This window comes from Roseixanthobacter finlandensis, from assembly GCF_043195105.2.
In the GTDB taxonomy this organism is placed as follows: Bacteria; Pseudomonadota; Alphaproteobacteria; order Rhizobiales; family Xanthobacteraceae; genus NCEH01.
In genome coordinates this window covers 133,273-151,945 of record NZ_JBAFWO020000001.1, presented here as the reverse complement: position 1 = coordinate 151,945, position 18,673 = coordinate 133,273, and the positions used below count along the sequence as shown (strand labels likewise).

Here is an 18,673-nt window from a genome sequence, read left to right as displayed (position 1 = left end):
GCGGCCGGGCCGGCAAGTGCGGTCGGCAACTGTTTTCCGCCGGCAGGCAAGCCTGCCTTTGCATCGCGAATCAAAACAGCCGCCGCCCTGCCCTCCTCCGCGATGCTCCGGCCGCCGCGCTGCGCTTGGCGGTGCAAGCCCGACCCCTCCGCCGCCTGATCGCCACGAAGGCCGCGATGGGCGCGGCCGCCGCCCCACGGAGGACATCCCCATGGCGATCGACCAGCACCCCGACGACGAGCCGATCCACGCTTCGTCCGCGACATCCCAGGTCATCCACGAACTGCAGCTCTACGGCCACCGTCCGCACCAGGACGAGCCCGATCCGAGACCCCTCCCCGACGAGCCCGTGGTCCGGGGCGCCCTCGCCGACATCTTCGATGCCCTCATCGCGACCCTGGCCGACACCCGGCTCGAGCCCGACCTCGAGGACCTGCTCTGGTCGACCGTCAACCTGTTCCACCGCGCGGCGGGCCGCATCCAGCGCGAGCTCGACCGCAATGAGGACGACCAGCGCAAGAGCCAGCAGGAACAGGACGGCTCGGAGGTGCGCTCCGTCGAACTCGAGCGCCTCATCGCCCAGGGCACGACCATGATCGAGCGCCGCGAGACCATGGAGTTCTTCCGTGAGCACGCGGCCGACCTCTTCGAGGCCCATGTCGGATCGGTGTGGCATCCGCGGACCGGTTCGAAGGTCAACCATCGCAACCTGACCGCCGCAGTCATAGACAGCCGGGACTTCCTCGCCGCCAAGCGCCGGATCGAGATCGAGCCTCTGATGCCGGCCGGCGTGAAGGTCGCCTTCGCCGGCGGCCTCGACTGCAACGACTACCAGGCGATCTGGGACGTGCTCGACAAGGTACATGCCAAACATACCGACTTGGCGCTGCTCCATGGCGGATCGACGAAGGGCGCGGAGTTCATCGCCTCAAGGTGGGCGGATGCGCGCAAGGTACCGCAAGTGTCCTTCAAGCCCGACTGGACGCGGCACGCCAAGGCGGCGCCTTTCAAGCGCAACGACGAATTGCTCAGGGCGCTGCCGATCGGCGTCGTTGTCTTCCCAGGCTCCGGGATCACCGACAACTTGGCCGACAAGGCGAAGGCGATGGGCATCCCGGTCTGGCGGTTCGGGGGCGGCGCGTGAGCGTCGGTTCCCTTGAAATCATGGGAAACATGGATATGATGGAAATCATGGATATTTTCGGGGAGCATTCACATGCGCGCCTTCACCACCAATGACCTCAACAAGCAGGTCGGCGAAGTCACCGATGCGGCGACGAAGTCGCCGATCGTCATCACGCGGCATCGCAAGCCCCGCTTCGTCATGATGAGCTACGAGCACTACCAGAAGATCAGGGGCGAAGGCGACCCCCGCCGCGCATACGCCGCCGGTGAAACGCCGGACGACGTCGCCTCGTTGTTCTCGGCTGAGCTCGACCGTCTGGCGACGGGCGAAGGCTACGACGATGACCGGTGACCTGCGTCCCGGCACGATCGTCCAGTATCCGTACCTCTGGAAGTGGCAGCAGGAACGCGGCGAGACGGAAGGTCGAAAGGATCGACCCGTCTGCGTTATCCTCGCAGTGCGCGGATCTGACGGTCTGACCCATCTTGCGCTCCTGGCGATTTCAAGCCGCCAACCGGGCTCCGAGCAGGTCGCGATCGAGGTTCCCGAAATCGAATGCCGGCGCGGCGGGCTCAGCGATCTCAAGCGGGCCTGGATCAGCGTCAGCGAGTACAATTATGATATCGCCGAGCGGTCCTTCTATCTCGATGCGGGCGAGCCCGCACTCGGACGTTTCAGTCGTTCCTTCATGATGAAACTTGCGAGCGCGGTGTCTCCCCTCTTCCGGGCCGGACAGGTGCGCATAGACCGCATCGACTAGGGGGTGTTACGGACTTGCCGGAAGGCTTCTGTGCCGACCGCGGAGCGCGTCGGCCTCTTCGCTCACGGCGGTTGCTGAGCGCCGGCCCCGCTTGCCGATGGTGCCCGGCAGCGGTTCTGGCGGGCCGATGTTGCCCAAGATGGGAATGACTCGTCGCCTTGCGAGTTGTCGGGGATGCGCCCTGGACCGTGGCTGGGGATCGACGTGAGGGTTCCTGCCGTTGGTGGCGGTCCGTGGTTCCGGCGGGCGCCGGCGCGGCGCCGTCGGCGTGATCGACCTGCGTATGCCGGATGTCCGCGAGCGGGCGTGAACGTCGGTGTCCCGACTGGCGGTGGCCGGGACGGGGAGCGAGTGCGGCGGTGCGTGTCCTGCCTGGCGCGGGCGTGGCGTGGCCTGGTGGCAGGGGCTCCTGTGGTCGGTGGCTTCGAAGCCCATCCCCTCCTCTTTGCCGCCTGTGTCCGGGTCTCGGCCGCCTAGTGCCGTCAACCCCGCTGGCCACCCCACGATGCGGGCATCGCGGGGACCCCGACCGGGGGTTCCCCTGCGCTGCGGTGACGACGGCGTCCGGCCCCTTCCTTTGGGCGTCATCGGGGATGGTCCCCGAGCAACCTCAAGGAGACTTCACATGGCCACGATCGCAACCCTCACCCAGAAGGCGGACGGCAACCTCGAAGGCACGCTCGCCACCCTCAACGTCACCGCCCCGATCGCGCTGGTGCCGAACACCCGCAAGGCGAAGGACAACGAGCCTGACTACCGCGTGATCTCGCGCAAGAACGGCTTCGAGCTGGGCGCCGGCTGGAACCGGATCTCGAAGACCACCGGCGAGGAGTACATCTCGGTCTCGCTCTCGGCCCCCGAGTTCGGCACCATCTACGGCAACGTGGCGCCGGCGCCGGGCGAGGATCCCGCCAAGAAGGTCATCATCTGGAACCCCGCCAGCTGACCCGAAGCCGCCGGCCCCGCCCAACAGCGGGGTCGGCGCTCAGTCTTTGAGTTGACAGCCGTCAACTCCGCCGTCCCGCAGCATCCTCCGGATTGGCCGCGAGGAGATCGGAGCGCTCGCGGTCAAAAAGTTGACGGCAGTCAACTCGGACGGACCGGCCTTGTACGGTTCAGACCAAGCGAGCGGCAATCAAACTCCGTTCCTGCCATGCCTCCGGGCGCCTTCCTTGGTTGGCCTTCCTGGAAGGCGCATTTGCAAAGATGCGCCCCGATGAGGCTAGTCCGTCACCGCGCGCGCTGGCTGGTCCGGTGCCGGCTATGGACGTGCCGGGATTGCGATTGTGAAGTCGGGCATGCCTCGTCGCCTTGCGCGTTGTCGGGGATGCGGCCGAGACCGGGCCACCGGTTCGACGTGAAGGCTCTCGCCGAGGTGGCGATCTGCGGTTCAAGCGGGCGCTGGCGCGGCGCCGTCGGCGGGATCGTTGTGCGTATGCCGGATGTCCGCCAGCGGGTGTGAGCGCCGGCGTCGCGACTGGCAGTGGCCGGGACGGGGGGCGGGCGCTGCGGTGCGGGTCCTGCCTGGTGGGGGCGAGGGCGGGGCATGGCCTGGTGGCAGGGGCTCCTGTGGTCGGTGGCTTCGAAGCCCATCCCCTCCTCTTTGCCGCCTGTGTCCGGGTCTCGGCCGCCTAGTGCCGTCAACCCCGCTGGCCACCCCACGATGCGGGCATCGCGGGGACCCCGACCGGGGGTTCCCCTGCGCTGCGGTGACGACGGCGTCCGGCCCCTTCCTTTGGGCGTCATCGGGGATGGTCCCCGAGCAACCTCAAGGAGACTTCACATGGCCACGATCGCAACCCTCACCCAGAAGGCGGACGGCAACCTCGAAGGCACGCTCGCCACCCTCAACGTCACCGCCCCGATCGCGCTGGTGCCGAACACCCGCAAGGCGAAGGACAACGAGCCTGACTACCGCGTGATCTCGCGCAAGAACGGCTTCGAGCTAGGCGCCGGCTGGAACCGGATCTCGAAGACCACCGGCGAGGAGTACATCTCGGTCTCGCTCTCGGCCCCCGAGTTCGGCACCATCTACGGCAACGTGGCGCCGGCGCCGGGCGAGGATCCCGCCAAGAAGGTCATCATCTGGAACCCCGCCAGCTGACCCGAAGCCGCCGGCCCCGCCCAACAGCGGGGTCGGCGCCTCGCAAATCCGATCAAGCCGTCACCGATCCGCTCTGGCGGGGCGTCGCCGGGGAAGCGCCGAACGGCCAAGCGAAGAGCGCCAAAGGCGATGTCCACGAGAGAATTGACTCTGGATGGCCAGAGCGTTTGCCGACGCCTCGCGTCGTTAACCTTTCATTAACCCAAAAAGCCTTGCCGCACCGTTAGAATCGGCTCTAAATGCGGTTCTACGTCAGAAGTGGCGTTGAAAGCGCATGTGCGGGAAAAACGAATGGCCGACACTTCACGCGCCACCGATGCAGTTGATGACGTCGACTCGCTCATCATGGAGCATGGTCGCGATCTATCAGCAAAGCTGCAAGCGCATTGGCTTGAGCATTTCCCGCCCGTGGCGGAGAAGTCGCTGCGGTCGTTTCAGTTAAGTGAGGTAGCCCGATTCCTTGGGGTGAAGCCGGGCTATCTCCGAAACCTGTCGCTCGAAGGCAAGGGGCCGGCTCCGTCGGTGACGCCATCCGGCCGCCGCTCGTACAGCGCTGAGCAAATCCTAGAGCTTCGCCAGTACCTCGACGACAATGCCAGAGCCAGGAAGCGCTATGTTCCGCATCGCCAGGGCCCCGAGCATCTCCAGATCATCGCGGTTGCCAACTTCAAGGGAGGAAGTGGAAAGACCACGACGGCCGCCCATTTAGCTCAACATCTTGCGCTGGCCGGTCATCGCGTTCTGGCCATCGATCTAGACCCTCAAGCGAGCCTGACGGCGCTTCATGGCCTTCAGCCCGAGTTTGATGTCGGCCGCAATGAGACGCTCTACGGCGCAATTCGATATGATGACGAGCGGCGCCCTCTCTCGGATGTCATCCGGAGGACGAACTTTGCCGGGCTCGATATCGTGCCTGGCAACATCGAGCTGATGGACTTCGAGTATGACACTCCGCTCGTATTGGCGACGAAGGAAAGCGGCAGCATGGGCCGCCAATTCTTCGCGCGACTGGACGAGGCACTCGGCCCGGTAGCAGACCGGTACGACGTCGTCATTCTCGATTGCCCGCCGCAGCTCGGCTATCTGACCATGATCGCCCTGTGTTCAGCGACCGCCCTGCTCGTCACCGTGCATCCGCAGATGCTCGACGTGATGTCCATGTCTCAGTTCCTGCAGATGCTCGGAGACGTCATGGCGCATCTGAAGAAAGCCGGCGGCAAGATGCAGTACGATTGGGTGCGTTACCTCATCACGCGCTACGAGGCGTCGGACCAACCGCAGACCGAGATGGTCACCTTCATTCGCACACGGTTCGGACGTCACGTCCTGACCAATCCGATGCTGAAGAGCGTCGCGATCTCCGATGCCGGCCTTACGAAGCAAACGCTCTATGAGGTCGAACGAAAGGAGTTCACGCCGAGCACATACGATCGGGCGATCGAGTCTCTCGACGCGGTCAATGGAGAGATCGAGGGGCTAATCCACAAGGCCTGGGGGAGGGGGTAATGGCACGCAAGGGACTGTTCTCCGCCTCACCTGAGAAAAAGTTGACGGCAGTCAACTCCGACGATGCTCCCGCGGTGCCGCAAAGAGTGTCGCCTCCGGCGTTCGCAACCCGAGGCGCTCTCGGTGCCGTCACGCGCTCTATTGACGAGTTGGCCGCGCGAGCAGACGCAGCCAGAGACCTCGAAGCCCGCCTCACTGCCGGCGAGACGGTAATCGATGTCGACCCGGACATCATCGACCCGCCCTTTATCGCCGACCGTTTGTCGCACGACGATGACGCGGACTTCCGTACGCTGGTCGCGGCAATCGAAGCGCGCGGTCAGGATTCCCCCGTGCTCGTCCGGCCCCATCCAAAGGAGAGCGGGCGCTATCAACTCGCGTTCGGGCGACGGCGTTGGCGAGCCTGCAAGGTGCTCGGACGCCAGGTCCGAGCCGTTGTCAAGAAGCTCTCGGATCGCGATCTCGTCCTCGCCCAGGGACAGGAAAACAGCGCGCGAGCGAACCTCTCATTCATAGAGCGCGCTCTGTTCGCCTGGCGGTTGGAGGAAGGGGGCTACGATCGCGAGACAATCATGAGCGCTTTGACCGTCGACAAGACGGTCGTCTCGCGAATGATCTCGGTGGTAAAGAAGATCCCGCTTGCGATCATTGAGGCTATCGGATCGGCGCCGACGACTGGCCGGGACCGATGGGTTGATCTGGCCACTGCTTTCGAGGCGGGTGTCGACATCGAGCAAGTGACCGATTTTCTCGCGTCGGCCGATGTGCAGGCGGCTTCATCCGATGAACGATTTGATCTTGTCTTTGGACTGATCTCGAATCCCCCCGTGCCGGAGGAGCCGGCAGCTCGCGCCGTCGCCAAGAAGGCGCATGGACAATACTGGTCCACACCCGCCGGCGTGCGCGTCGCACGCGTCTCATCGACCGACCGGGCATTCGTTCTGTCGATCGACAAACGCAATGCTCCCGGGTTTGGCGATTTCCTGCTGACGCAGATGGATCGCCTTTTCGAGACCTACAGCAACGAGAAAAAGGAGGACTGACCGACCGTACGAAGCTCACCGCAACCAGCTAGGAGCAACGCGGCAAAAGAAAAAGGCCCCCGAAACGGAGTTCCGGAAGCCCTTCTCGTTCTTTGGCGATTACGAGAATCACACTTCCGCGAATCACAGTCAAGAGTCTCGTGAGAGATTGAGCGCCGTTTCGGCGAGCAGATTTCCTTTGCCCTCATAGAGGCAGAGACATGGAACCACACCTATCGACGACGCCCTTCGGGCGGCGAACGCTGACGCTTGCCCATGTGGCAAATCAGGCGATCGCAAAAGCACGGCCGCTCGAAAAGGCGGTTCACAAATGGCACGTCTATCAGACGCTCTGCATTGCGAGGGTCACATTCGGCGTGTCCGAGCGCGCGCTGTCGGTGCTCAACGCGCTACTGACGTTTCACCCGGAGACCATGCTGACGGGGGAAGACCTGATCGTCTTTCCCTCGAACGATCAGCTGGCACGGCGGGCGCATGGCATGCCGGCATCAACGCTGCGCAAGCACCTGGCCGTCCTCGTCGACGCTGGGCTCATCATTCGCCGCGACAGCCCGAACGGGAAGCGATACGCCCGCAAGGGCCGCGACGGCGAGGTCGCGATGGCCTTTGGCTTCGACCTCGGGCCGCTCGTGGCGCGGGCCGAAGAGTTTGCGCAGATTGCCGAGGCGATCCTGGCGGCCGAGCGTGAGATGAAGCTCGTGCGCGAACGCATCACCATCTGCCGGCGTGACATCGCGAAAATGATCGCGACAGGCCTCGAGGAGGGCGTGCCGACGAAGCGGGCAGGGCAGGGTCCGGCGGACTGGGCGGAGATCCACGGGCTGTTTCGCGCGATCATGGCTCGGATTCCGCGAAGCGCCACACTCGCTGAGCTCGAGCCAGTTGCCGAGGAGCTCACCATGCTGGCTGATGAGATCCTTATGTTGCTGGAGGCTCATGCAAAAACAGAAAAAACGAGCACCAATGAATCCACATTTGAGCGCCACATACATAATTCAAATCCAGACTCCCTAATTGAACTTGAACCTGCTCTCCGAGAAGAGAGGGGGGCGAAGGCAGCGCCAGAACCCCAAACGCCGCGGATGCCGGAAGGGTCCTACCCCTTGGGGATGGTTCTCGACGCTTGTCCCGATGTTTGCGACTACTCCAAGTCCGGGATTTCGAACTGGCGGGACTTCCTGGCGACCGTTGCCGTGGTCCGGCCCATGCTGGGGATCAGTCCGAGCGCCTGGGAGGAGGCGCGGACCGTCATGGGAGAGGTTCAGGCTGCTGTGGTGGTTGCGGCGATCCTGCAGCGCGGTGCCGCGATCAATAGCGCCGGCGGCTATATCCGCGATTTGACGAAAAAGGCGGAAGCCGGAGGGTTCTCTCTTGGCCCGATGCTGATGGCGCTGATCGGCAGCAGAAAGCGCGACAAGAAGCGAGCATGACCCATGTCGAACCGCGGGAATAGCCGTGTAGTCGTCCGGCGACGCTCGGTAACCATCGGGTCGTTCCATTCGGTCGAGAACAACGTTCGTCTCGTGCCCGCACAATCGGACGGCTCGCCTTATGGAAGCCCATTAGGCTGCGGCGGTCTCAAATTCGGTCTCAAGCCCCTCGCGAGCCAGGCGGCCGTGATTCACGAGCAATGTACGAATCGTCAGGGGCGAGACTTCGAAGTGTTCGGCAACGTCCTGTTGATTTTCCATAGAATAATCGTCGCCGAGCATCGCATCGACAACCTCGAACGGGCTGAGCAATTCTGCGGCGAAGGACCGTTGAACTTTCTGTCGGTAGGTGTAAGCGCGAGTCGCGGGCAGAAGAGCTCCGCTCGGCGGTCTGGCAAGACGATCGCCCAGAAGCCGTGCAAGTTCAAAGCGGCGCCCAGTCCGCCATTTGGATCGAAGAACAACCCGGCCCTGAGTGGGCTTTTCGTCGAGCGCGAAAGAGATAGATGCCCCGCCTCGAACGTCCGGTATGATTGCGCGAACAACGCCCGCCATCTCAGCTAACTGGACATCCGTAAGCGGACCCTCACCGAGCCGGTGGTGTTCACGAAGGGCACGGGCCGCCGTGGCTCCTGCTCTGTAAGCGGGGGTCAGACCGCTGCGCTTCGGCACTTCAGTAGCTGGTAGCCGAATGACATCGCGTGGCGAGGCATCGAAACCGCTCCTCTGAGCTGCTTCACGAAGGTCGTCCCCGGTCAAAAGCTTGCCGCTTTGGCCGTGTTCCGCTGCCAGCTCCTCAACACCAGACAACCCAAGATCCTCGATGTCGCGAACCAATTGATCGACAAGTTGCTCCTGGGAGTCAGGATCCTGACCCAGCAGAGCCTCCAATTTGCGAGTGCGTACGAAAGCTGGTGTTTTACGCTCTGCAATTACGCCCGACCAAACTGTCTGGAGATTGCTGTCTTCGATGCCGGCCCAGCTAAGGCGCTCCAACACCTGACTGAGGAACAGGTCAATGCCAGCCTCGAACTCGCTGGCGGGCAGGATGACCGCGTGATCGGTGATGTAGCGGAAAGGCGTTTGGGGGCGTTCCGTCGTGGGTTTCGAAATCAATGCGGTTCGTTCGCCATCGGAGAAAATCGTCAAATTTGGCCAGATATACCCCGATCCAATTGTCGTCAGACGATGGGCGTAAGCCCAATCCTTGGAATTTGAGCGTGGCTCCCAACGCAAACGCCACCAATTCCAGGCGAGCCACTCGGCGAGGTGGTAGGCAGAGAGTAGGGGCGCTTGACGCAGCCTATTGGCTAGGACGTCGTTGCCTTCTGTCAGCCAAAGATCATGCGCCTTGATGCCAAGCGCAGAAAAGCATGCACGCTCCTCCGGCGACCCGGCATCGAGTTGCTCCCATTCGGCAGCTATTGACCAACTGACAGGCATCGTTGCTTCCAAATATCTCTTACGTAGTCGCGCAGATCGTCCTCTTCTTCAAGACGGTAGCCGTGATATACCCCTAACGTAGATGGGTCAGTTTTCGCCTCATAAACCTCGCCATCTTCGTCGACGCACCAGATGAATTTTGGAAAACCATTGTAGGCGAGTTCGCTGACTGCTCCTCGAGAAATGCCTCGACGCATTAGCTCGCTGGCTTGCTCCAACCGGATCACCTTAAGAGCGTCACAAAGCGACTTTGTCGGCCGCGGATTGGTTCTCTCTAGGCCGTAGTCCGCTGGGTTCCTCTTATGATGGCCGCTGCCACCGTATCGCGCATTGACCGCAAGCTCGGCTTTCCGTTCGTCTGTCAGGAAGCCTTCGCGCGCTATCCGTCGCTTCGGATTGTTGCCAGGTCGAGCCATGCTTAACTTGCCTCAAGACGCCTTGGACCGTCACCTTATCAGAGGTGCCTTCCAATTCCCGAAAAATCAGCGGGCAAGTCCGTGAAGTGGCTCGCTGGGCACGCACCGGCAAGGTCGGAGCATGCTTCGGCCGACGCTACAATCCTGCCGCCTTGGTGAGGTTAACGCGGAAGCGGTCGCGCCGGCGCTGGTAGCGCCGGGTCATCTCGGCCGAGGCATGGCCGAGCTGCTTCTGCACGTAGCGCTCGTCGACCTCGGCCGAGGAGGCGAGGCCGGCGCGCAGCGAATGCCCAGCGAACTTACTCTCTCGTTCGCCCTCGCTCAGATCCGGCCGCACGCCGGCGGCGAGCGCGGTGCGCTTGACCAGCCGCGCCACCTGCTGGTCGGTGAGCCGATCCGGGCCGACGTCCTTGCCCTGGCCGGTGACCCGCCGGAATAGCGGTCCATGGGGAATTTTCGCCAGCTTGAGCCAGGTTTGCAAGGCGACGACCGGGCAGGTCGAGTCCGAGGAGCCGCGGCCGATCTCGACCTCGCGCCAGCCGTTCTTGCCGCGTAGCGTCACCAGCATCCCCTTGTCGAGGATCTCGACCCAGCCGCGGCCGTCCTCGGTTTGATCGCGGCCGGCATCGAGCGCGACGATCTCGGACCGCCGCAACCCGCCGGCGAAGCCGAGCAGCAGCATGGCGCGGTCGCGTAGGCCGCGCAGCGTGCCACGCTCGAGCGTCTCCAGCATGGCGATGACGTCCTCCGGCAGCACGGCTTCCTTCTGCACCGGCGGCCGGCCATGGGTGTTGCGGATCCCCGCGAGCACGGTGGCGATATGGCGGTCGGCGCGGTCGAGCGGCGTGCCGCGCTGGGCATAGTTCCAGGAGAGGGCCGACAAACGCCGCTCGATCGTGCCGACGGCGTTCGGCTGGCGATCGGCGGTTGCCGCACCGGAGGCGCAGGCGGTGATGTAGAGCCCGACCACCTGCGGGTCCGGGGGCAGGGGAGACAACGCCTGGCGCCGGCACCAGGCGGAAAAATGCTTCCAGTCGGCGGCATAGGCGCGGCGGGTGTTGGCCGAGCTCGCTGCTTCGGCATAGTCGCGGGCGCGATCGGCGAGGCGTTCGAGATGGGCGGGCAGGTCGGCCGACGGCTGCGGCGCGGAAATGACGACGGGTGGCGGCGCTGCAGGGGAGGGCGGCGCGTGCTCCTGGGCGTCGTTTTCGGGGCTCGGAGGGCTCGTTTCATGCATGCTTCTATATAAAGACAGAAACGACCGATAATGCAACATTATCGTTCGTTTTTATTGTCCGACAGGTGCGGCGGTTAGCGGCCAAATCTCTGGCAGAAAGCGCCGCCATCGGATACGCTCCGGCATGGCCTCGCGCGCGCGACTCATCCCCGAGCCCCCTCCGACCTTTCCGGCCTTTCCCGGCTGGGCGCGCCAGCCCGCGACCGGCGAAGCCGTTGAAGATACGGAGTTTCTCGCCGGGGCGGCGCTGGCGGCGCTGCATCCGATCGCCCGCCACGAGCACCCGCTCGGCACCCTCTGGCGCCAGCGCCTGGCGCTTGGCTGCGCCGCCGCGCTGGCGCAGCAGAACGGCCGCACCGAGGACGAGGCGATGCTGCGCGACCACTGGTATCTGCGCCGCGACGGCGACGACCCAGGGCCCGCCGGGCAGCTCCTCAAGGCCTGGCGCGCCTTGAGCGAGCGGTCGGCGATGGCCGCCGGCGACTGGGAGCTCAAGCTCGCGGCGCTGCTGGCCCACCGCTACGACGACGCGCTGCAGGACGTCATCGCCTTCGCCACCGACCAGCTCAAAGGGCCGGGGAGTGCGGTGCGCGCCGCGGCGGGAGTGGCGGCGACCAGCCTGCGGTTTCGGCCCGACAGCCGGCCGCTGGCGCTCTGGCTCGCCGATGCGGTCCTGGCGCATCGCCTCAAATGGCCGGTGCCGGTGCCTTTGCTCGCCGCCCATCTGAAGCGCGCCGATTTCCGTCACGCCGCCGCGCATGTCGCCGGCGACAGCGGCTGGCTTGCCGCCTGCAACCTGGCCTATGCCCGGGGCTCGGCGGCCGCGGCCGACCTGCACGCCGATCTCGCCCGCCGCGCCGACAGGCTCCTCGCCGCCGCGCCGCAGCTGCGCGGCAAGGACGCCGACATGATGGTGGCGATCCTCATCAGCGAGGACGCGCAGCCGGCCAGGACCGGCAAGGCCGCGAGCGACCGCTCGAGCCGGCGGCTGTTCGAGCGCCTGGTCGCGCTCGGCGGCGTGCGTGAGCTCACCGGCCGGCCGACCTTCCGGCTCTACGGGCTCTGACCATGGCCCGGCGCGCGCGAGCCAAGCAGGAGCTTGACACCGAGCTCGCCGATCTGCCGCCGGAGCTGCGCTGGCGCGAATGGATGGGCCGGGTCGAGGCGGTGATCTTCGCCTCGCCCGAGCCGGTCGGGCGTGAGGTGCTGGCGCGGGTCGTCGGGCGGGACTGCAATCTCGACCTCATCATCGACGATATCCGCGGCGAGCTGCGCGGCCGGCCCTACGAGCTGGTCGCGGTCGCCGGCGGCTGGCAGCACCGCACCCGCAAGAGCTTCGCCGATGCCATCCGCACGGCGACAGGGCTTGGAACCGAGACGAAGCCGCTGTCGCAATCGGATGCGCTGATCCTGATGTGCATCGCGTATTTCCAGCCGATCACCCGCGGCGAGCTTGGCCAGTTCTTCAGCAAGGAGGTCAGCCGCGACACCATCGGCCATCTGCGGTCGCTCGGCTTCATCGCTGCCGGGCCGCGCAGCCCGACGCCGGGTGCGCCCTATACCTACGTGACGACCCCGGGGTTCCTGTCGCATTTTGGCTTCGACACGCTCCGCGACCTGCCGGACATGGAGGCGCTCGAGGATGCCGGCCTGCTCAGCAAAGAGAAGCTGCTGGCTGGAGATATTCCGATCGCCGGCGGAGAGGCCGACGATTTTGACGACGGCGCGAGCGAGTAAGATTTCAAAATGGATCTGTATTTATGGCCGGGGCGAAGCCGCCAATTCATCGTCGGTCAGAATCCGTAGCGCTGGTCAGCCCACCGCAACAGCACCTTGGCGTCATGGTCTGGCAGGCGCACACGCGCGTCACGCAGGCCCTGCGCGATCGCGTCGCCAACATCGGGATCGACTCGGTTGCCGTGCGTCATGAGAAAGTACCAGCCGAAGGCAAGGCCGACCTCGCGATCGATCGCCTCTGTGCGATCCATCAGCATATGCACTGAGGCATCGCCGGCCTCCAGGCTCTCCTTCGGCAGATGCAGCGGACGGGTGATGAACCCGATCTCTCGCTGGCCGTTGTGCTCATAGTCGGTGATGTCGAGTGCCCAATGCTCGAAGACGCGCGCGCTGCGCGCGCTCGATTCCTCCCAGTCCTGAAAGAAGCGCACCTCGCGCGGCACCACATCGAACCAATTGGGCTGCAATTCCAGGAAGGGCCTCTGCGTGCCGTCGGTGCCGATCCAGACGCGCTGTTCCATCTCAGGGCGGCGCGCCTCACGCTTCTCGCGCTCGAGGCGCGCGCACCGCGCGAGGAATGTCCGGACATGCACGACACTGCTGCCGGTACGCTTGCTCAAACGGTAGAGCGGGCCCGCGATCACCTTGTCGTCGGACCTGGCGTCATGGTCGATCCATGACGGATCAAGCAGCTCCAGCTCGCTCCAGGGGCGAGATGATGGATTGACGATCGGCCCAGCACGCCACTCCACCTCGCGGCCGACCGAAATCTGCACGTAGTCGGCCGCGCCCGATCCGGTCGGCGCGAAGGCGTACACGCTGTTGCCGTGCCATTCCGAGATCTGAAGTTCGGTCTGCTGTAACCGAGACCAGAGAGCCCCGACGTTGCCCTTGTCCTTGGCGAGTTCTGCTTCCATCCACGGTCGGTACTCGGCGATCCGGGTTCCGTCGGCGGCAAGCACCGAGCGCTCGACCCGCCAGTACTGGTCGTCGTCAATCGCCGCCAAGAAGGCGAACCCAGGAAACGCCGCGGTCAGCGCTGCTGCGAGCGCGGCTTCGTCGGCGCCGGCCGGAAGGCGCGCCAGGGCCGCTCCAACCGAGGCACGGTCGGGCAGTCTCACCGGTGCATTTTCCAAGATGTCAGCCATGCGATGGTCCTAGCCTTCTGGCTCCGTCCGATTTTTCCGTGTCTCGCCGAGCGGGCCTTCCGATTTGCGACCGACCATTTATCGGCCTCGATCGTTCGCCATCTGCTCGATCTCTTTCATCGACGTCAGAATGTCCGCGAAGAGAGGGGCGTCCCCGAAGATCATCGGTGTCATGTTCGCATAGTCTCGCGCGAGCGCGTCAATCATGGCCGCGGACGGCGCGATCGCGAACGACCCGGTTGCGGCCGACGCCAGATCGTAGTCGGGCCGGTTGAAGAACATGAGGGCGTGCCGAACGCAGTCGGCTCCCAAGGCGGCATCGGCTATTGCCGACCGGCCGACCTCGGAGGCGAAAAGGCAATGGAGGTCGTAGAAGTGTCGCGAGACGCGCTGGCCTGCCTGGCGCAGCTCGCCGCGGCGCTCAAACCAGCGCCGCAGGCCGTGCGCGATCACGACCTTGTCCCAAAACGTGCGCTCGGCATTGATCGTCGTGACGTTCGGGACCGCCAGCTCGAGGCCCGCCACATCCTGGGCAATGTAGGGGCGGATTTCCTTCGGATGGTTCGGGTCGAGGGCCGACTTCGCTCCAGACTCGATCCGCACCGCCGGCCGCACATAGGCCTCGTCGCGCGGCTCGACCTCGGGATACCAGACCAAAAGCGTCTGCCCCTCGGGGTCAGCCTCGTCGATTTCGACGCGGCCGCGTCCGTCCGTTGCCTCGGCAAGGTGCTTGGTCAGGAACCCGTGCAGCGGTCCGGTAATATAGCCACGACAGGCGTCTCGGATCGCGTCCAGTCGAGCCCGCCGCTTCTTGTTCGATAGCGCTTCGAGCTCGTCGACGGAGGCGGGCTCGGCGAGATCGTCGCGAAAGACCGTCACATCGATGTCTTCGGAAAATCGCTCGATCAGCCCGAAAGCCTTCGACAACGACGTCCCGCCCTTGAACAGGAGGCGCGGACCTCCGGCGGGCCGTTCGTGATAGAGGGCGTTGAGGGTCCAGCAGACCCAAAAATCCTTCTCGATGTTTCCGATCGGTGCGCCGAGCCGGTTCGCCGTCGTCAAGAAAAGGTCGAGCTTCTCGCCGGGCGCAGCGGAGATGACCTCGCGAAAGGCTGCGCTGCTCACGAGCGATCCTCCGGCGCAGCGTCGGCAGTATCGAGCAAGGGCCGTAGAAAATCCTGCATCCAGATCGGCATGGCTGAGAGACCCGCGCGAAGATCGTCGCGAAGCTCCTTGCCATGCTGTGGGTCGGCGAACAGCTTGCGCAGGCGGTTCTCGACGACCCGTCGATCCTCCTCCTCCGTCATCATGTCCTGCATCCAATGAAGCGCCTGGACGACGCGCATACCCGGCCGCCCCGCCCAATACAGGCGGCTGGGCGCAGCCGACTTGAAATGGATGACTTGCTTGCCGAGCGTGATCGGCTTCAGGCGCGCGTCGATCAGGACCTCGATGCGTGCGGGGACGGCTGTGGTGAGGCCGAGATCGTTCGCCGCAGTCATGCCGTCGACCACGACGCGGGCCTGGTCCCGCCGCGTCACGGCTCGGATCACGGCACGATAGTCGGGGACCATCGGCTTGCCGGTGAGGTTGCTCTTTCGCGGCCGATCATAGAGCCCACGGTCGATCCGGCGCAGTTCGCCGGCCGCAGCGAGGCGCTGTAGCGTCTTGTCGACAGCTGCGCGATTGCCGAGGTCGGCGAAATCGCCTGGCGTCCAGACCTCGCTCGGCTTCGCGTCGACGCGGGCCAGAAGGCGAGGGCGGAGGTCGGCGGTTGGTTGATCGAGCATGTCCGAAATATGATGCAAATTTCGGACATAAGCAAGGGGCGTCCGAACGATGCTGCATTCTTCGGACATCTTGGCATGCTTTTCCGGCGTGGCCTATAAGAGCGGGAGCTGAATCTACCTCTCGGCCTGACGAGGCAACCCATCCAGTGATGAGACTGTGACGCCGATCAATCGTATGCCCTTTGCGACCGGGAACAGCGGCGCAAGCAAGGACAACGCAAGAGCCTCGATATCCGCTGACGCCGAAAACGCCATGCCGACCGTCCGGCTGCGCGTGACCTGCTGGAAGTCGGCGTATTTCCTCATCTGTAGCCGCGCGGTTCTCTGTAGGCCAGTGACCACTCGGCACTCTGCTTATCGCCAAGCAAGGGCACTCTCCGGGTGAGAGGGTAATAGCGAGGTTTAGGTGGCTATTGCGCAGACATAGTGCCCATCTTCATCGTTCGTAGCCCGCGAACCCCGTCGATTCCACGTTATGGCGCGCTATTCTGCGAGATAGCTACCCAATCACCGCCGATTGCCGCGCTCGAACGAAGGCGAACCGCCCGATTATCCAGATAATTCCTGCGTAAACATATGGAGGCGGCCCTAGCGCGGACATCACGTGCCCAAATTCGTCCGCCAGTGGGCCTTCCCTCGTGTCACACAGGTAAATAGCTGACAAAAACACCGGCCACCGCGCAAAGGCCGAGCGTCGGGATCATTCCGACTTTGAAGCGCAACATGGCAATCATCGCAGCGACAGCGAGAACTGCGGCCCGCCAGTCGATCGATGTGAGCACCGGCAGGTCCGGACCGACGCCGAGAATCTCGAACGTCCGCACCTCCCGAAACACGACGTGTAGCGCGAACCACAAAGCAAGGTTCATGACCACGCCGACGACTGCGGCGGTGATCGCTGAGAGCGCCGATGAGATCGCCTTGTTGCCGCGCAGAGCCTCGATGTAGGGCGCCCCAAGAAAGATCCAGAAAAAGCACGGTGCGAACGTGACCCAGGTGGTCAGGAGAGCACCGAGACAGCCGGCCAGTAGCGGATCGAGAACGCCGGGCGTCCGATAGGCGGCGAGGAAGCCGACGAACTGGAGCACCATGATCAGCGGCCCCGGCGTCGTTTCGGCGAGGCCGAGCCCATCGACCATCTCGCCCGGCGCGAGCCAGCCGAAGGTGTCGACGGCGGCCTGCGCCACATAGGCGAGGACAGCATAGGCGCCGCCAAAGGTGACGACCGCCATCGAGCTGAAGAAGGCGCCGAGCTGGGTCCAGACGCTGGAGGTGCCGGTCAGGAGCCAGAGCAACAGGACCGGCCCGAGCCATATCGGCAGCCAGACGGTGATCACCCGGAAGGCCCGTCCCCAGGAGGGGTCGGCATGGGTGAGTTCGCCGCGCTCGAACATGAGATCGACGACGCCCTTCAACTCGGGAACGGCTCCCTTGGAGCCATGCCCTCCGGCGGCGAAGATCTGCGGCGCCCGCCGGCTGCCGATCCAGCCAACGAGACCCGCAATGAGGATGATCAGCGGAAACGGAATGCGGAAGACGAAGATGCCGATGAAGGCCGCGACGGCAATCGCGATCATCACGCGGTTCTTGAGCGCCCTCCGGCCGATCCGCAGCACCGCCTCGACCACGACCGCGAGGACCGCCGCCTTGACGCCGAAGAACACCGCGTCGATCAGCGGCACCTCGCGGTACAGCACATAGAGGATGCTGAGGCCCAGCATGACGAAGGCGCCCGGCAGGACGAACAGGATGCCGGCGACGAGGCCGCCGACGGTTCGATGCATCAGCCAGCCGATATAGGTGGCGAGCTGCTGCGCCTCGGGTCCTGGCAGCAGCATGCAATAGTTGAGGGCGTGCAGGAAACGCTGCTCGCCGATCCAGCGGCGCTCCTCGACCAGTTCCTTGTGCATCAGGGCGATCTGTCCGGCCGGCCCGCCAAAGCTGAGAAGGCCGATCCTGGCCCATACCCTGGTGGCTTCAGCGAAGGTCGGGGCTGCAGGCGTGGAGACGGAATCATCCGTCGTGAGGGTGATCGACATGGTCGCCTCCCTCATGCCAGCTTCTGGCTAGACGGCCAGTTGTGCGTTTCCTCGGTCGCGTCGCGGGACCAGCGATAAAAGGCGTCGTAGAGCAGCAGGCCCGCTTCGAGCTGTTCGAGATCGTTGCGGAACATCCGCGATAGGCCCAGCGAGGCGGCGAGGAAGCCGGCCGCCTGCGGCACGAGATCAAGCCGCGCCGTGTCCGCCGCTCGCACGATGGTGGCCAGGCGGTCCAGTGGCTCCGAGGTCAGGCCGAACTCCTCGACCATGGTGTCGAAGGTGCAGCGTTCGCCACGGTGGCTCCAGAACACGTCGTCGATATCGAAGGCTATCGCGTTGAAGCGTTCGGCGACGGCGGCCACTTCGGTCGCCGCGACGAACAGGAACACGGCGGTCGGATCGATGAAGCGGCGGATGAGCCAGGGACAGGCGATGCGGTCGACCTTCGGTCGCGCGCGTGTCGCCCAGACGGTGCGGCCTTGCTCATCGCGCGGCGGCAGCTTTTCGGTCTTGACCAGCAGTCCACCGGCCGACCGCCAGGCCTCGAAGCCGCCTTCGAGGGTCTCGGCATTGATCCCCTCATGCCGGAGCCAGGCGGTCACGCCCTGGCTGAGCTTCTGCCCCCTCTGGCAGACGACAACGACGTCGCGGCCGGCGAACTCGGCCGCCCAGTTCGTGACGGTCTGGAAGTCCCGGCGGACAGCCGCCGGGAGGAGACGCGGATCGGCGTCAAAATCCTCGGCCAGGCGCACATCTACGATAGCCGGCGCGGATGGAATACCGACGAGGCGGGCGAGCTGAGACGTGGTTATTTCAGTGCTAGACGGCATGAGCGTCCACTCCCTTCTGGGGAACGATGGACGCGATGTTTGGGCTGCCGCCTCACGGGGCAAT

General features: G+C 64.6%; 19 protein-coding genes. 10 read left to right on the top strand and 9 right to left on the bottom strand.

Annotation, left to right across the window (positions count from 1 at the left end):
* Window positions 1-211 precede the first annotated feature (211 nt).
* From V5G24_RS25475 to repC, 8 genes are all read left to right on the top strand, one after another.
* Window positions 212-1,144 (top strand): DUF2493 domain-containing protein, encoded by a 933-nt coding sequence (locus V5G24_RS25475; RefSeq protein WP_394085378.1) that lies wholly within the window; start codon window positions 212-214, stop codon window positions 1,142-1,144.
* A gap of 72 nt (window positions 1,145-1,216) precedes the next feature.
* The gene (locus V5G24_RS25470) at window positions 1,217-1,477 is read left to right on the top strand and encodes a type II toxin-antitoxin system Phd/YefM family antitoxin (protein ID WP_213375205.1); all 261 of its coding nucleotides are present in this window, start codon (window positions 1,217-1,219) and stop codon (window positions 1,475-1,477) included.
* The gene (locus V5G24_RS25465; protein WP_394015648.1) at window positions 1,467-1,886 is read left to right on the top strand and encodes a hypothetical protein; all 420 of its coding nucleotides are present in this window, start codon (window positions 1,467-1,469) and stop codon (window positions 1,884-1,886) included. The genes V5G24_RS25470 and V5G24_RS25465 overlap by 11 nt, the downstream gene beginning before the upstream one ends.
* A gap of 625 nt (window positions 1,887-2,511) precedes the next feature.
* Complete coding sequence (locus tag V5G24_RS25460; protein WP_394016449.1) at window positions 2,512-2,832, top strand: DUF736 domain-containing protein; 321 nt, start codon at window positions 2,512-2,514, stop codon at window positions 2,830-2,832.
* 837 nt (window positions 2,833-3,669) lie between these two features.
* Complete coding sequence (locus V5G24_RS25455) at window positions 3,670-3,990, top strand: DUF736 domain-containing protein (protein ID WP_394016449.1); 321 nt, start codon at window positions 3,670-3,672, stop codon at window positions 3,988-3,990.
* Window positions 3,991-4,281: 291 nt separating this feature from the next.
* The gene (gene repA / locus V5G24_RS25450; protein WP_394016334.1) at window positions 4,282-5,496 is read left to right on the top strand and encodes a plasmid partitioning protein RepA; all 1,215 of its coding nucleotides are present in this window, start codon (window positions 4,282-4,284) and stop codon (window positions 5,494-5,496) included.
* The gene (gene repB / locus V5G24_RS25445) at window positions 5,496-6,539 is read left to right on the top strand and encodes a plasmid partitioning protein RepB (RefSeq protein WP_394016335.1); all 1,044 of its coding nucleotides are present in this window, start codon (window positions 5,496-5,498) and stop codon (window positions 6,537-6,539) included. The genes repA and repB overlap by 1 nt, the downstream gene beginning before the upstream one ends.
* 200 nt (window positions 6,540-6,739) lie before the next feature.
* Complete coding sequence (gene repC / locus V5G24_RS25440; RefSeq protein WP_394016336.1) at window positions 6,740-7,969, top strand: plasmid replication protein RepC; 1,230 nt, start codon at window positions 6,740-6,742, stop codon at window positions 7,967-7,969.
* A 132-nt stretch (window positions 7,970-8,101) separates the two neighbouring features.
* On the opposite strand, the gene V5G24_RS25435 is transcribed toward repC, so the two are convergent.
* The 3 genes from V5G24_RS25435 to V5G24_RS25425 all read right to left on the bottom strand — a co-directional run bounded on the left by V5G24_RS25435 (window position 8,102) and on the right by V5G24_RS25425 (window position 11,065).
* Complete coding sequence (locus V5G24_RS25435) at window positions 8,102-9,412, bottom strand: hypothetical protein (protein WP_394016337.1); 1,311 nt, start codon at window positions 9,410-9,412, stop codon at window positions 8,102-8,104.
* A complete protein-coding gene (locus V5G24_RS25430) occupies window positions 9,391-9,828 on the bottom strand; it encodes a hypothetical protein (RefSeq protein ID WP_394086181.1) in 438 nt (145 codons plus the stop codon). The genes V5G24_RS25435 and V5G24_RS25430 overlap by 22 nt, the downstream gene beginning before the upstream one ends.
* A gap of 136 nt (window positions 9,829-9,964) precedes the next feature.
* On the bottom strand, window positions 9,965-11,065 hold the full coding sequence (locus V5G24_RS25425; protein ID WP_394016338.1) for a site-specific integrase: 1,101 nt from the start codon (window positions 11,063-11,065) through the stop codon (window positions 9,965-9,967).
* Window positions 11,066-11,189: 124 nt separating this feature from the next.
* Here V5G24_RS25425 and V5G24_RS25420 point away from each other — a divergent pair, with 124 nt between their 5' ends.
* Together V5G24_RS25420 and scpB are read left to right on the top strand one after the other, a co-directional pair.
* Entirely contained in the window at window positions 11,190-12,131 is a 942-nt protein-coding gene (locus V5G24_RS25420) for a DUF1403 family protein (RefSeq protein ID WP_394086183.1), read from the top strand.
* 2 nt (window positions 12,132-12,133) lie between these two features.
* Window positions 12,134-12,802, top strand: coding sequence for an SMC-Scp complex subunit ScpB (gene scpB / locus V5G24_RS25415; protein WP_394072544.1), 669 nt, complete (start codon window positions 12,134-12,136; stop codon window positions 12,800-12,802).
* A gap of 56 nt (window positions 12,803-12,858) precedes the next feature.
* On the opposite strand, the gene V5G24_RS25410 is transcribed toward scpB, so the two are convergent.
* From V5G24_RS25410 to V5G24_RS25385, 6 genes are all read right to left on the bottom strand, one after another.
* On the bottom strand, window positions 12,859-13,950 hold the full coding sequence (locus tag V5G24_RS25410) for a hypothetical protein (protein WP_298307031.1): 1,092 nt from the start codon (window positions 13,948-13,950) through the stop codon (window positions 12,859-12,861).
* A gap of 78 nt (window positions 13,951-14,028) precedes the next feature.
* Window positions 14,029-15,075 (bottom strand): nucleotidyl transferase AbiEii/AbiGii toxin family protein, encoded by a 1,047-nt coding sequence (locus V5G24_RS25405; protein ID WP_298307036.1) that lies wholly within the window; start codon window positions 15,073-15,075, stop codon window positions 14,029-14,031.
* Window positions 15,072-15,740 (bottom strand): DUF6088 family protein, encoded by a 669-nt coding sequence (locus V5G24_RS25400; protein ID WP_298307038.1) that lies wholly within the window; start codon window positions 15,738-15,740, stop codon window positions 15,072-15,074. The genes V5G24_RS25405 and V5G24_RS25400 overlap by 4 nt, the downstream gene beginning before the upstream one ends.
* Window positions 15,741-15,854: 114 nt before the next feature.
* On the bottom strand, window positions 15,855-16,046 hold the full coding sequence (locus tag V5G24_RS25395; protein ID WP_366522822.1) for a DinB/UmuC family translesion DNA polymerase: 192 nt from the start codon (window positions 16,044-16,046) through the stop codon (window positions 15,855-15,857).
* A gap of 335 nt (window positions 16,047-16,381) precedes the next feature.
* Window positions 16,382-17,779: a chromate efflux transporter gene (chrA, locus tag V5G24_RS25390; protein ID WP_394086184.1), complete on the bottom strand. Its 1,398-nt coding sequence runs from the start codon at window positions 17,777-17,779 to the stop codon at window positions 16,382-16,384.
* A gap of 11 nt (window positions 17,780-17,790) precedes the next feature.
* Window positions 17,791-18,609, bottom strand: coding sequence for a chromate resistance protein ChrB domain-containing protein (locus V5G24_RS25385; protein WP_394072537.1), 819 nt, complete (start codon window positions 18,607-18,609; stop codon window positions 17,791-17,793).
* Between the last annotated feature and the right edge of the window lie 64 nt (window positions 18,610-18,673).

Coding starts and splice junctions, on each gene's coding strand:
- V5G24_RS25475 (WP_394085378.1), top strand. CDS start 212: ATGGCGATCGACCAGCACCCCGACGACGAGCCGATCCACGCTTCGTCC.
- V5G24_RS25470 (WP_213375205.1), top strand. CDS start 1,217: ATGCGCGCCTTCACCACCAATGACCTCAACAAGCAGGTCGGCGAAGTC.
- V5G24_RS25465 (WP_394015648.1), top strand. CDS start 1,467: ATGACCGGTGACCTGCGTCCCGGCACGATCGTCCAGTATCCGTACCTC.
- V5G24_RS25460 (WP_394016449.1), top strand. CDS start 2,512: ATGGCCACGATCGCAACCCTCACCCAGAAGGCGGACGGCAACCTCGAA.
- V5G24_RS25455 (WP_394016449.1), top strand. CDS start 3,670: ATGGCCACGATCGCAACCCTCACCCAGAAGGCGGACGGCAACCTCGAA.
- repA (WP_394016334.1), top strand. CDS start 4,282: ATGGCCGACACTTCACGCGCCACCGATGCAGTTGATGACGTCGACTCG.
- repB (WP_394016335.1), top strand. CDS start 5,496: ATGGCACGCAAGGGACTGTTCTCCGCCTCACCTGAGAAAAAGTTGACG.
- repC (WP_394016336.1), top strand. CDS start 6,740: ATGGAACCACACCTATCGACGACGCCCTTCGGGCGGCGAACGCTGACG.
- V5G24_RS25435 (WP_394016337.1), bottom strand. CDS start 9,412: ATGCCTGTCAGTTGGTCAATAGCTGCCGAATGGGAGCAACTCGATGCC.
- V5G24_RS25430 (WP_394086181.1), bottom strand. CDS start 9,828: ATGGCTCGACCTGGCAACAATCCGAAGCGACGGATAGCGCGCGAAGGC.
- V5G24_RS25425 (WP_394016338.1), bottom strand. CDS start 11,065: ATGCATGAAACGAGCCCTCCGAGCCCCGAAAACGACGCCCAGGAGCAC.
- V5G24_RS25420 (WP_394086183.1), top strand. CDS start 11,190: ATGGCCTCGCGCGCGCGACTCATCCCCGAGCCCCCTCCGACCTTTCCG.
- scpB (WP_394072544.1), top strand. CDS start 12,134: ATGGCCCGGCGCGCGCGAGCCAAGCAGGAGCTTGACACCGAGCTCGCC.
- V5G24_RS25410 (WP_298307031.1), bottom strand. CDS start 13,950: ATGGCTGACATCTTGGAAAATGCACCGGTGAGACTGCCCGACCGTGCC.
- V5G24_RS25400 (WP_298307038.1), bottom strand. CDS start 15,740: ATGCTCGATCAACCAACCGCCGACCTCCGCCCTCGCCTTCTGGCCCGC.
- V5G24_RS25395 (WP_366522822.1), bottom strand. CDS start 16,046: ATGAGGAAATACGCCGACTTCCAGCAGGTCACGCGCAGCCGGACGGTC.
- chrA (WP_394086184.1), bottom strand. CDS start 17,779: ATGTCGATCACCCTCACGACGGATGATTCCGTCTCCACGCCTGCAGCC.
- V5G24_RS25385 (WP_394072537.1), bottom strand. CDS start 18,609: ATGCCGTCTAGCACTGAAATAACCACGTCTCAGCTCGCCCGCCTCGTC.